Origin of the sequence: Rhodococcus opacus, assembly GCF_012396235.1 — a bacterium.
GTDB lineage: Bacteria > Actinomycetota > Actinomycetes > Mycobacteriales > Mycobacteriaceae > Rhodococcus_F > Rhodococcus_F opacus.
In genome coordinates, this window is the sequence record NZ_JAAXPA010000011.1 from 102,316 (window position 1) to 114,783 (window position 12,468).

12 protein-coding genes are annotated in these 12,468 nt (G+C 66.3%); 3 read left to right on the forward strand and 9 right to left on the reverse strand.

Translation table 11 applies throughout. The features are described from left to right. Positions 1 to 223: 223 nt before the first annotated feature. Positions 224 to 1,105, forward strand: a complete 882-nt coding sequence (locus HGB39_RS16935) for a universal stress protein (protein WP_005565959.1) — start codon at positions 224 to 226, stop codon at positions 1,103 to 1,105. A gap of 37 nt (positions 1,106 to 1,142) precedes the next feature. Continuing rightward, positions 1,143 to 1,736, forward strand: a complete 594-nt coding sequence (locus tag HGB39_RS16940; protein WP_005565958.1) for a hypothetical protein — start codon at positions 1,143 to 1,145, stop codon at positions 1,734 to 1,736. A 16-nt stretch (positions 1,737 to 1,752) separates the two neighbouring features. Here the strand turns inward: HGB39_RS16940 and HGB39_RS16945 are convergent, their stop codons facing one another. The 9 genes from HGB39_RS16945 to HGB39_RS16985 form a co-directional block, all read right to left on the reverse strand. Continuing rightward, positions 1,753 to 3,078: a wax ester/triacylglycerol synthase domain-containing protein gene (locus tag HGB39_RS16945; RefSeq protein WP_005565957.1), complete on the reverse strand. Its 1,326-nt coding sequence runs from the start codon at positions 3,076 to 3,078 to the stop codon at positions 1,753 to 1,755. Continuing rightward, positions 3,075 to 4,502, reverse strand: a complete 1,428-nt coding sequence (locus tag HGB39_RS16950; RefSeq protein ID WP_005565956.1) for a wax ester/triacylglycerol synthase family O-acyltransferase — start codon at positions 4,500 to 4,502, stop codon at positions 3,075 to 3,077. The genes HGB39_RS16945 and HGB39_RS16950 overlap by 4 nt, the downstream gene beginning before the upstream one ends. Positions 4,503 to 4,563: 61 nt before the next feature. Then, positions 4,564 to 5,163, reverse strand: a complete 600-nt coding sequence (locus tag HGB39_RS16955) for an Rv1733c family protein (RefSeq protein WP_005565955.1) — start codon at positions 5,161 to 5,163, stop codon at positions 4,564 to 4,566. 65 nt (positions 5,164 to 5,228) lie between these two features. Beyond that, positions 5,229 to 6,083: a universal stress protein gene (locus HGB39_RS16960; RefSeq protein ID WP_005565953.1), complete on the reverse strand. Its 855-nt coding sequence runs from the start codon at positions 6,081 to 6,083 to the stop codon at positions 5,229 to 5,231. Positions 6,084 to 6,193: 110 nt separating this feature from the next. After that, complete coding sequence (locus HGB39_RS16965) at positions 6,194 to 7,210, reverse strand: Acg family FMN-binding oxidoreductase (RefSeq protein WP_043789405.1); 1,017 nt, start codon at positions 7,208 to 7,210, stop codon at positions 6,194 to 6,196. 160 nt (positions 7,211 to 7,370) lie between these two features. Next, positions 7,371 to 8,669: an MgtC/SapB family protein gene (locus HGB39_RS16970; RefSeq protein WP_005565949.1), complete on the reverse strand. Its 1,299-nt coding sequence runs from the start codon at positions 8,667 to 8,669 to the stop codon at positions 7,371 to 7,373. Beyond that, positions 8,656 to 9,594, reverse strand: coding sequence for a universal stress protein (locus tag HGB39_RS16975; protein WP_005565947.1), 939 nt, complete (start codon positions 9,592 to 9,594; stop codon positions 8,656 to 8,658). The genes HGB39_RS16970 and HGB39_RS16975 overlap by 14 nt, the downstream gene beginning before the upstream one ends. 2 nt (positions 9,595 to 9,596) lie before the next feature. After that, positions 9,597 to 10,385: an ABC transporter permease subunit gene (locus HGB39_RS16980; RefSeq protein ID WP_231137904.1), complete on the reverse strand. Its 789-nt coding sequence runs from the start codon at positions 10,383 to 10,385 to the stop codon at positions 9,597 to 9,599. Position 10,386: 1 nt separating this feature from the next. Continuing rightward, positions 10,387 to 11,298, reverse strand: a complete 912-nt coding sequence (locus tag HGB39_RS16985) for an ABC transporter ATP-binding protein (RefSeq protein ID WP_005257889.1) — start codon at positions 11,296 to 11,298, stop codon at positions 10,387 to 10,389. A gap of 156 nt (positions 11,299 to 11,454) precedes the next feature. On the opposite strand from HGB39_RS16985, the gene HGB39_RS16990 reads away from it, so the two are divergent. Next, a complete protein-coding gene (locus HGB39_RS16990) occupies positions 11,455 to 12,468 on the forward strand; it encodes an Acg family FMN-binding oxidoreductase (RefSeq protein WP_005257891.1) in 1,014 nt (337 codons plus the stop codon).

Here is a 12,468-nt window from a genome sequence, read left to right on the forward strand (position 1 = left end):
GACACCGGATCGCGAGAAACACGATTGGGCGCCTCGTCTCAGTGTCATCACCGCCGGTCTGCGGTGACAGAGTCATTGGTCACCCGCGGCGCTGCGGCTTTGCCGTAGGGAATCGGGTCCAGGTCTCAGCCTGGTGACCTTCTCCCCTACGGGTATCACCCGCGGGCCGCAACGATGAAGATCGAGGCAGAAACTCGGCGCCAGGAACCCGTAGGAGTGCATCATGTCCGGCCACCGCCCGATCGTTGTAGGGATCGACGGCTCCCCATCGTCGCTGCAGGCTGTTGCATGGGCGGCGAGGGAGGCCGCGCTCCGCAGCTCGCCCCTGTCACTGGTCACGACGATGTTCGTTCCCGGAAGGTACGGCGTCCCGATCGGTGTGCCTGCCAGCTTCTTCCAGGACGAGGAGCGCGACGGTAAGGACAGGTTGGACCGCGCGGCGCAAACCGCCCGTGCCGCACTGCCCGAACACCACATCGAGATCGAGACCACCGTCTGCTCCGGGACGCCGGCCGGTGAACTTCTTGAACGTTCGGCGGATGCCACGATGCTCGTTGTGGGTGCGAACAGACGGGGAATCGTAGAGCGCGCCGTCCTGGGATCGGTCAGTTCGGCGGTGGCGACCCACGCCTCATGCCCGGTCGCGGTGATCCGCGGTGAACCTGATCGCAATATCAACGACATCCCCGGACCGGTTGTCGTCGGTGTCGACGGATCAGAACACAGTGAACCGGCCATCTCGATGGCCTTCGAGGAAGCAGGTCTGCGGCAATCGGAACTCGTCGCCGTTCATGCATGGTCCGACATCGTTCTGCAGTTCTCCCCGGACGGAGGCAGCGAGGCGGAGTGGCTGCGGGATGCGGCCAACGAAACGGCCCTGTTGTCCGAGAATCTCGCCGGTCGTGCGGAGAACTATCCGGATGTGAAGGTGCGCACCCTCGTGGTCAGGGATCGCCCCACCCGGCACCTGCGTGAGCAGGCCGAGAATGCGCAGCTTCTCGTGGTGGGGAGCCGGGGGCGAGGAGGGTTTTCCAGCATGCTGCTGGGGTCGACCAGCAGGGCGTTGATGCATTCGGTCGTCTGCCCACTCCTCATTGTCCGCTAGCTGTACCGCGGGGATGGCGCCCAGGAGGAGATGTATCGTGCACGACCCCAGCCTCGGATCGAGCCTGATCGAGTCACAGCTGCCGAGGTATGAGCAACGCATTCTGCGCACGCAGGTCGTCCGTGCGTCTGCGCCGACGACCTTCGCCGCCATCCGCCGCGTCGACTTCTTCCGGTCGCCGGCGGTCGCGCTCCCGAACCGGGCCCGAATTGCGATCGACACCGTCCGCGGACGTCGGGGCGCCCATCTTCAGGGGAGTCGGTCCGAATTCAGGTTCGACCAGTTGCTGGAACCCGACGGCGGGTTCCAGCTTCTCGCGGAGGAGCCGGGACACGCGATGGTGCTCGGGTTCATCGGTCGCTGGTGGGAGAAGGGCTACGGCCGCGTCGAATGGTCGCCAGCAGACTTCGGCCGGTTCACCCTTCCCGGATATGGCATCGGCGCTTGGGGTTTCACAGTTCTCACGTACGACGCCCACACGTCTGTCCTGGTCACCGAGGTGCGCGTACACGGCACGGACGACAAGGCACGGCGAAGCTTCCACGGGTATTGGACGGTGGTGGGCCCGTTCGTCAAGGCGATGGGCGGGCCGGTACTGCGCCTGATCCGGGACGAGGCCGAGTCTCTCTGAGTCGCGGCCCAGCTCGTCACTCGATGGCGGCCCGGAATTGTTCGTGCAGAGCTGCGGCGAGCTCGCGGACCTCGGGTACGACGTCGGGGTCGACGATGATCGTTACTGTCAGCGTGCCCGCATAGGATAGTGCCGCGAACGCGACGCCGACGTTCCCCGCGGTGACGGTGATCGGGGTGATGCCTGTGATCGGTGCCCCGGCGATGACGACTTGCCCAGGGGGACCCGGGAGGTTCGTCAGGAACGAGTTGACGAGTCGCTGACGGTCGACGAACCACCGAAACAACCGCAGCGCGGCCAGGATCCGGAAAAGTGGTCCGATCAGTGCGGAGGACGTACCTCGGGTTCGCATCTTCTGAACGCGGGTGACACCCGAAACCGTGGTCAGCCGGTCCTGGAAACTTCCTACCAGCGGTACACGTACCGGCATCACACCGACCTGGTTCCCCAGGTGCCCACTCGTTGCCGAACTCCGGGCCGAGACGGGCACCGACACCACCAGCTCCTGCGGAAACTCCATCCGCTCACGTAGGAGTTCGGCCAATGCCCCAGTGACGGCGACCAACAGAACATCGTTGACGGTGGCCCCCGACCTCCGCCCCGCTGCCCGGACACCGTCGAGACCGGCGTCGACGGTCACTACCCTGCGACGGGGGCCGGTGGCAGCGTTCAGGGAACACCGCGGAGCCCACCCGCCGCGACCACGACCGAGTTCGGCCCAGCCGCCTCGTATACGAGCAATCCTGCGCGGAACTCGGCGCAGCGTGCGGCACCGTTCGCAAACGCCGTCGACGAACCGGCCCCGAGGCGGGGCCGCCGACGGCGGGTTCTCATTATCGGCGGCCGGTCCAGTCGCGTCCGCGCCGTCGACCAGGCGCGCGAGCACGGCGAGGCCACCGATCCCGTCGGCCACGACGTGATGCAGCACCAGCACCAGACCGGTGTGATCGTCGATGAGACCGGTGACGACGACCGCCCGCCACAACGGTCGCGACCGGGGCAGCGGCCGGGTCACCGCGTCCACCGCGATTGCCAGCGCAGCGTCACGGTCCCCCGGGCTCGGGCACCGCACTCGGGACACATGGGCGCGGACGTCGACATCGGAGTCGTCGACCCAGTACGGCCGTCCCGGGCCCCACCGTGGCGTGGCCAGGCGCTGCTGCAGGCGCCGAATGCTGGTGAGCCGTCGTGTGAACGTGGCCTCGACGGTCGCCGCGTCCACGTCACCTTCACCGGCAACGAAAAGTATCGCGCCGACGTTCATGGGTACCGGTCCGACGTCCGAGACGAGCGTGATCAGGTCGCCCGAGCCGAGTTGCTCGCGACGGTCGTCGGCCGTCATTCGGAGGCTGCGTCAGCCGCGCGCGACGAGGCGAGGAGGGTCAGGACACCGCGTTCTATCGAGTCGGAGAGGTCGGTGAGGTCCGGTGTGGTGTCGTAGTCCCCGGTGAGACCGAAGGCGAGATGGTCGCTGTAGCTGAGGATCGCGATCCCGATCCGCAGCCGCAGCGCGATCGGCACGTACGGAAGGATCTCCAGGATCGTGCGGCCCATCACGTGTCGTGTGGCTTTCGGACCGGGGACGTTGGTTGCGACGGCGACGACACTGTGCTGAGGAAACCGGGTGGCGAGTCGAACGGCCCAGGCCATGGGCATGAACGGTCCGTACTGGGCCACCGCGGTGAACGCCTTGCCCCCTTCCGCTTCCTTGCTCGCCTTGTGCGTCGTGAGCCGTTGGTGGACGGCGACCAACTGCTCGACCGGGTCTTCGATGTCGACTGGCAGAAAGGGCAGCATGAGCGAGACCTGATTGTGGATCGCACGTTCCTCGGTTGCGGAGCGGACGGACACGGGAACGAGCGTGCGGACCGTGTGGGGTTCGGGACGCTCGCCCCGTTTCAGGAGCAGCTGCCGTAGTCCGGTGGTGATCGCCGCGAGTGCGACGTCGTTCACGGTGACCTGGTACGTGGCGCAGATTTCGCGAACGTCATGCATCCTGACTCGCGCGGCGCAGTAGCGGCGCTGGCGACCGATCGGTCCGATCAGCGAAGTGTCCGTGGATGAGGTCAGTATCTCGGACAGCAGGTGGGTGAGGCCGGTTGCGACGCCGATACCGGCTGCCGTCAGCCGACGTGGAATTGCCAGTGCCGCCGAGACGAGCCGGAGTTGCCGCACCGGGGACAGGAACTCGATCGTCGAGCGGACCAGGCTCTCGACGCTCTCGAGGCGTGTACCGACGGTCGGTACCGGCTCGGCGTCGGTGTCGGGCTCTGCGGTCGTCGACGTTTCGGCCACGACTTCGTCGCACATGGCCTCGAACAGTTTGGTTCCGGTGATCCCGTCCGCCATGCAGTGATGAATCTTGGTCAGTATGGCCCAGCGGTCGTCGGTGAGGCCTTCGACGACCCAGCATTCCCACAAGGGGCGGTCACGGTCGAGTCGGTGCGCCATGACTCGGGCGACGAAACCGAACAGGGACTCCTCCTCCCCTGGTTCCGGGACGGCGACCCGTCGCAGATGATGGCCGAGGTCGAAATGCGGATCCGGTGACCAGGAGGGTGGGCTGAAGTCGAGTGGGACCGTGTGAACCCTGTCTCGGGCGTGCGGGAGCTTCGCGAAACGTGCGGCGACCGTGTCACGAAATTCGTCTTGCCCGGGAACGGGGCCCTCCATGATGGCGAGAGCACCGATCGTCAGGCTCGCGTGTGGGTCGGAGTCCTCCGTCTCGAGAAAACCCGCGTCCAGGAAGCTCAAGTTGTCGTCCACTGGCTCTGGCCTCACCATTCGGAAATCGTCGTCGTCTTCTTGTGTTCGACATCGATGGGCGTCAGCTGACCGGCCACCCAGGGGCCTTTCCGAGGTTCCTCCACTCGCGGTCCCACTGTGACATCCGATATCTCGTTCCTGCCCAGCGAATTCCGATCAACATCGTGAGACAGATCGTCGCACCCATTGTCCACAGTGCGAGTGCGGCGCCCACTGCCTCGAATGCGTTCTCGGTGCCTGTCTTCGGCGCATCGACGATCTTGCCGGCCGGGTCGATCCACATGCTGATCGTTTGTCCCGCCTTCGCTTCCGGCGCGGTCAGTACCTGGCCGGTGCGTGTGGTCCCATCCACTGCCCACCGGGCCTGTGCCTGCCCCGTGGCACCCGTTGCCGGAGTGGTATCCGCCAGGTTCACAGTTGGGTCCTCGAGGAGCACTGCCGCGATCTGATGCCGGTTTTCGCGGTCGGCGCGGGATTGGTCGTCGAGGCGTGTGTGAGTAACGGTTCCGAAGCCTGCGGCGAGGGGAACCAAGATCAGCACCAGGGCGACGACGACGAGGAAGACCGAGGATTCGAGGCGATAGCTTCCCCGCATCAGTCGGTTCCCGCTCCACGGCCCCAATCGCCACATCCGCGATACCAGTGTCTGTTCCCCGATCATGACGACCTCCTGCGATTGCTCCTTCGAGTGTCGCGCCGGGACAGATGCCGATGTAGGGCCCAAGGTCATCGCTCTGGTCGGATCGGTCCGGCGATCAGGAGGGGACACGGGGTTATGTGCACCAAGGCTGCGCTGGTCGAGCCGAGCGTCATCCCGGAGAAGCCGCCCCGTCCGCGGCTGCCGACGACGATCATCTGGGCTTCGTCGGCCATTTCGAGGAGGTGGCGAACCGGTCGGTCCCGAACGAGGGTCTGTCGCACCCGGACCTCGGGGAACCGTTCACACCATTCGGCGACGCCGGCTTCGAGCACCGACCGCTCCATGGTCTGCTCTACACCGACGGGGAGTTTCGACAGGTCCTGGTCGGACCACGCGTGCAGTGCGATCAGTTCCGTGTTGTGGAGGGAACACTCCTCGAACGCCAGACCGACGGCCCGTGCACTGCTCGGAGATCCGTCGACGCCGACGACGACGGGTCCCGTGCCGTCCGCGACTCTCGACCAGCCGTCGATCACTGCTACCGGGCACTGCGCATGACGCGCCACGGCCGAGGTCACGGAGCCGATCAGCCCGTCGGTGAACTCGCCCAGTCCGCGTCTGCCGAGCACGACCATCATTGCGCCGGCGGATCGGTCGACGAGTGATCCCGGGGCGTTCTGATGGGACACTTCGGCCCGAATGTCGATGTCTGCGTCTGCGGATCCGGCTCGGGCGGTCTCGAGTGCTTCGGCAACGTCCCGCTCGGCTCGGGCGTGGAGGACTTCAGCGAGTCGGGGCCCATCTTGTGCACCGCGGTACGTGATGCAGGACAACAACAGTAGCGGCGCCGCGCGCACTGTAGCCTCACGTGCGGCCCACCGCACCGCATCCAGCGACGACCGGGATCCGTCCACTCCCACAACGATCCCCGGATCGACCATGGTGACCTCCTCATCGATTCCGCTCGCTGCCCGAACCGCATTCGTGTCATCGATCTGCGTCGCATCGTTGGGTTGACGCTCGTCGTATTGCCAGGGGTGGCAGCCCTCCCCTACTCACCGGACAGGTTTCCCTGCGCCGGCCGTTCTCGAACCAGGACTTCCGATAACGGGCGTCTGGGTGTGGGCGACGGTTCCCCCACCCCGGTGCCCGCTCCCACCCTGATCAGAACCTGCGGCATCCCGTCCCCGGAAGACAGCTCTCGCAGCATTGTCCGTGTCGCGGCGCGTTCGGTCAGATGGGTGACGGGGCAGGTGGCGAGTCCGCGGTTCGTGCAGGCGAGCAGAACGGCGGAGAGTGCTTCGCCGCTCCGTAGCCAATCAAGTCTCGAATCCGTGGATGTGGAGAGCAGGAGGATCGCGGCGCGGTCTTCCGACGGGCTGCCGTCGGGTGTGCTCGCGCGGCCGGGTGGAAACTCTCGTGAGAGGTGCACCGAGTGCTGCTGCGAGTCGGACGGACGCGCCTGCTCCGGCACTCCGTCGGGGAACAGTCCGCGCCCCGACCACCACCGCAGTTCGGCTTGGTAGGTGGGGTCGTCGTGCCGTAGACCGGTCATCCGGCGTGATGCGTCCTCGAGTGCGGGACGGCTTCGCTCGCCGAGGTCTTCGAGTTCGACGCCTGTTCCTGCAATGATTCGCACCAGCTGCTCGAGTGTCTCCGTCCACGCGGACGGTGCGTCCAGTGGCAGTCGTTCGGTTCGCCTTCGTTCGATCGCCGCCGCCATTCGGGCGACGAAATCCGTCGGTGTCGGAGCCGGGACGAAGCCGATCGTCGACAGGAGTTGCCGGTCGGAAGAACGCGGCAGCCTCTCGATGAGAGGACGCCAGCGATTCGCCGTGAATGCGTAGTCGAGGTGATTCAAGGCCGCACCGCAGGAGATCACCATCTGACGGCCAAAGCCATCGGTGGCGGGCAGCAGCCGGTCGGGATCGCTGTACAACCGCAAGGTAGTGCCCATCACCCAACGCCACGGTTGGCTGTTGTGCAGCGACGGCGCGCGGCACGCCAGCGCCACAGCTGATTCGACGGTACGTCGGTCGGGTACCACGGGCAGCTCTCGCGTGTTCACAGTGTGTCCGTGTGTGTGGTGGGTGCTCCGCCGGTCATCGTGTGTCTCCTGCTTGTCCTGGCTTCGAGTGTTGTGCTCGCGGCTCGGTGGCTCTAGGGCCGTAGGTCATCGACACCGTCCGGCGGAGACGGCACGGTCCGACCAGCGCATCTGCGGCTGATCACTGGATGAGCACGACCCACACGGTCGCGGCTGTCACAGCGACCGGTGGGGCCAGCCACGCCGCCAGCGTCACGGCGAACCGGAACGAACCGGCAACGGCGGCGAGGACCAGTTTGGTGAGCAGGTTCGTTCCGACGGCGACAACCGCCGCCACGGTCGCGGTGTCGACGGTGATCTCGGCACCCGCCGCGGACGCTGCGGCGAGCGACGAGGAATGGGCATCGGCCAATCCGCCGACAGCCGATGCAGCGACCACACCGCCACCTCCGAAGCTGTCCGCGGCGCCCTTCGTCATGACGAGGAGGACGAGCAAAATTCCTGCCAGTGAGAGTGTTGCCGGAACCGAGATCGGGCGGTCGAGCAAACCCGTGGCCGGCTGTGTCCCCTGGACGCGGCTGCCCGACGATCGGTCGTGCGAGCCCCGGAGCACGAGAACGGCGGTCTCCGCGACGACGAGTGCGGCAGCTCCGCCGAGTATCAGTGCCAGCTGTGCCGACACCTCGGAATTGACGACCCAGGTGATACCGACGACGAGCAGGATGGTGGACAGATTCACGATCAGTGCCGCAGGTAAAGCATCCGGCGAATCCCGTTCTCGGCGCGCTGTCCGCGCCATGACGGCGGTGGTCGCAGCGCCGGAGACGAACCCGCCGCCGAAGCCGACGATCAGCAGTCCCCAGCGTGGGCCGAGGATCCGGGTGGCCACATAGCCCACCCAGCCGATCAGGCTCAGCATGAGCACCAGTCGCCCGATCGTCGCAGGGTTCAACGCGCCGTAGGGCCCGACGTCACGGTCTGGAAGTAGGGGGAGGACGAGGAAGCCGATCGCGAGCAGTACGCAGAAGTCCGTGATGTCGCGTTCGTCGATCATGTGCTCCGCGAATTCGTGCATGGGGTATTTGACGGAGAGGAGGACGAGCACGATCACGCCGAGCGCAACGGCGAGTGACGGATAGTGCCAGGCGAGGGCACCGAGCAGGAAGGCCACCAGGGCGGCGAACGCGGTGGTGGTCCCGACGTCCGGTCGCGGCGGGATATGGGTGCGTACCCAGTACCACCCCACGACGAGGGCCGCGATCCCCACGAAAGCCGCCGTGACTACGGCGGTGCCGAGGTGCGCTGCGATGGCGCCGGCGAGGGCAATGAGCGGAAAGGTACGTGCGCCGGGCAACTCCCAAGACCCCGGGTCCGCACCGTCAGGTGGGGTGCGGGCCGCGTGTTCCCGCTCGATTCCCAGCCCGAGCCCGATCAGCAGGGCGGCGGCGTAGCCGTAGGCGTGGAACTCAGCGACGTCCACGGTCGCCGAACTCCGTGGCGCGATCATGAACCGAACCGGTGTCCCGGTGCACTTTGCTGATCATGACCGGACAGCGGGCCCGGTGAAGCATGTCCTGGCTCGTCGACCCGAGAATCGCACGGCCGAGCGCGCCGTGCCCATGGCTTCCGACGACGAGAAGTTGCGCGTCCTCACACCAGCGGAGCAATACCTCACCTGCACCACCGGACTCGACAATCTCTCGCACGACCACGTCGGGATATCGCTCGACCCAGCCGGCGAGACTTTCCGCCAGAACTGCCCCTTCCCGTCGGCAGGCCCCGACCCCGACCGCGTCGTTCTCGGTATCGTGTGGAAAATCCGACCTCCACGAATGCACCGCGATCAGCGGCGCGCCGAATCGCCCGGCGAATTGGAAGGCGTCGGCCACGGCGGCGACACTGCACCGGCTGCCGTCCACACCGACGACGACCGCGCGTCGGTCGGGAATCGCGTGCTCTTCGGCTCCCCGCCACACCACGAGCGGGCACGGTGAGTGATGGGCGAGTCGCAGCGCCGTCGCATTCAGATACCCCTCCACCGGGCCTCGTGCCGTCGACCCGATCACCACCATCGACGCTGAGTCCGCCAACGGCAACAGGATGTCGGCCGCCGTCGACCCGGTCGGTGAGGAACACTCCACGGCGAGGGCACGCCGGTCGGCCCTGATGCCGCGCAACGCACCGGCCAGGAACGTTTCCGCGGCGATGCGGTCCTCGTCTTCCGACGGCAGGGGACGCGGTTCTGCGTAGAAGACGGGGGGCGGAGGGAGCACGTGAACCAGGTGCAACGTTGTTCCCTGCTTCTCCGCGACCGCGGCGGCCCAGCGCGCCGCAGCTCTCGCGGCCGTCGAGCCGTCGACTCCGACGACAACCGGCTCGAGAGAAGGTGTCCTCGCGTCGGTCACGGTTATCTCACCACATCGCGCTGGGCGAACCCCACGAGCGCGACTCCGAGCAACACTGCAATTGTGAGCAAGGAGACGGATGCTGCCGCGAACGAGAACCCATGGCGCAACGGATCATGGCCGGCGTACTGATAGAACGGTGAATATCGTTGCCACGGCGCCAACCACGACACGACAGGCCCGAGGCCGTTGAGCACATACGCCAGTATCGCGGCCACGGCAGGAACCGAACGACTCAGTGCGGGGCGGCCGGTGACGGCGCCGATCGCGAATGCGAGTGCGCCGAAGACCAGCGCCAGAAGCGCCAGGTGCGTCATTGCCGCCGCGACGTTTCCCACCGGCAGATCCATGTCGGCGAGTATCCCCTCCCCGAGCAGGGCGAGTCCCATGACCGCCGACAGCGCCACGGTGCCCACGGCGAGGGCACCGAATTTCTCCGTCAGGATTCGCCCGCGGCTCAGGGGCGTGACGAGCAACTGATCGAGCGTTCCCCGCTCCTCCTCTCCGGCGACCGCCGCCGCGCCCGTTCCGACGGCATAGATCAGAAGCAGCAATGGACCCATGAACGACAGCAGTTCGATCTCGATGTATCCGACCGGGGTAGACATGTCGGCCCCGGACATCGCGAACAGGGCACGAAACGCCTCGGGCATTTCGTCGAGGAACTGATTCATCGACGGCTGGTCGCGAACACTGGGCCAGATCGCCACGTACATCGCCACCAACAGCGCGAGCCCGACGACCCATGCAGGGAACGCGCGGCGCTGATCGTACAACGTCTTGGTGAGCACGCTACGCAGCATTTCGTTCTCGACTCTCGTAGAACGCCATGAATGTCTCCTCGAGGTCGGCCTCGGCGCACTCGAAGTCGACGATGCGGAATTGCGAGATCCGGCGAATCAGGGCGTCCAACGCTGACTGCGGTGCACTGCACGTGAGCGACGTGCCCGCGACGGTGAGGTCGCGGAGGCCGGCCACTTCGCGGAAGTCCGATTCCCGGATCGGCGTCGCACATTCGGCGGTGACATGGTGCAGCGACTTCTGGCGTAGTTCGTGAAGACTCTCGACGGCGATGAGGCGACCCTCCCGCAGTACACCGACGCGGTCGGCTACTTGCTGAACTTCGCTGAGTACGTGAGACGACAGCAACACCGTTCCGCCGGATGCGGTGTGCTCGCGAACGATCGCATGGAACTCGTGTTGCACGAGCGGATCGAGGCCGCCGGTAGGTTCGTCGAGAATGAGCAACTGCGGGCCGGACATGAGCGCGAGGACCAACGCGAGCTTCTGGCGGTTTCCTTTCGACAACGTCCGGACGGTTCGGTCGAGGTCGAGATCGAGCCGATCGGCGAAAACTGTCGCCGCTTTGTCGCCCGGCTTGCCACGCAGGTGTCCGAAGTACGTGATGTGCTGGCGGCCGGTCATGCGGTCGTACAGTGCCAATTCACCGGGAACATAGCCGATCAGACGATGAACCGCGGGCGCCGCCGACCATGCGTCGAGGCCGAACAGCTGGGCCGATCCGGCAGTCGGACGAAGCAAACCCACGAGCAGACGCAGCGTGGTCGACTTTCCGGCGCCATTGGGGCCGAGATAACCGAAGACCTCCCCCTCGACAATATTCAGGTCCACCGCGTCCAGGGCGAGCACGGAGCCGAACCGCTTGGTGAGGCCGACCGTGCGAATGGCGATGTCGCTGGACATCTTCTCAGGCTTACAGCGGGCAGTTGCTGTCAGTAGGGTCTTCCGACCCGAATCGTCTGCGGGTGTCCGGCAGTGACCATCGGCCCTAACCCCAGGCCACCCAGAAGGCGAACATTGAGGTGGACGCACCGACTGTCCAGCCTGGGGCGGCCCGGAGTGCGATTCACCGAGGAGGCGATCGTGGACACCACCATTCCCGACGAGAACGTCGTCCGCATTGCCGTGGACCTCGCCTGCCGGGCACCGTCGGTACACAACAGTCAGCCGTGGCAGTGGACGTACGCCGACGGGCAGCTCGACCTCTACACCGAACGCGGCCGGCTCTTGGCTTCCACGGACCCGTCGGGCCGGCAACTGGTCGTCAGTTGTGGTGCGGCGCTGAATCATCTCGAGACGGCATTGACCGGGCTCAAATGGTCCGTCGACATTCGGCGCGTCCCGGAGGGTCCGCATTCGGGGCACCTGGCGACGATTCGGTTCCGCCACGACGCCCGGCCTCAGTCGCACGACTTCGATTTGCTTGCGGCGATCCGGCATCGATATTCCGACCGTCGGCCCTTCGGCCCGGTCAGTCTGAAAACCCCGCTGCCCGTCGCGTTGACCGATCTGGCGCGGGGCATGGACGTCCACCTGACGGTGCTGGGGCAGGACGCTCGTCCGACACTCGCGAAGGCGACGGAGCTGACCGCGGCCGCACGGAAATACGACTCCGCCTACCAGGCCGAACTCCACTGGTGGGCTGGTCATTCCATTCCTCAGGGTGGAATTCCGGCGGATTCCCTCGCAACCGCGGAGAATCGTGACCGCGTCGACATCGGACGCCGCTTCCCGGCAGGCCGCGACAACGACGCGGGAACGGCGATCGACCGCTCGACCGTTCTCGTGTTGAGCACCGAGACCGACGGCCGCGGTGCGTGGCTCCGGGCCGGTGAGGCCCTGTCCGCGGTGCTGCTGGAGGCTACCGTCGGCGGTCTCGCGACGTGTCCCTTGACGCACACGACCGAACTCCGTCAGAGCCGGGAGATGATCCGCGGACTACTCCCCGACGGCGGCTTCCCGCAGGCCCTGATTCGGGTAGGCACGACTGAGAAGAAGTCTCCGCCACGGCAGACTCCGCGACGCCCCGTCGAGTCGGTGTTCTCGATCGGCCGCCGCCACTCCGCTCGTTGA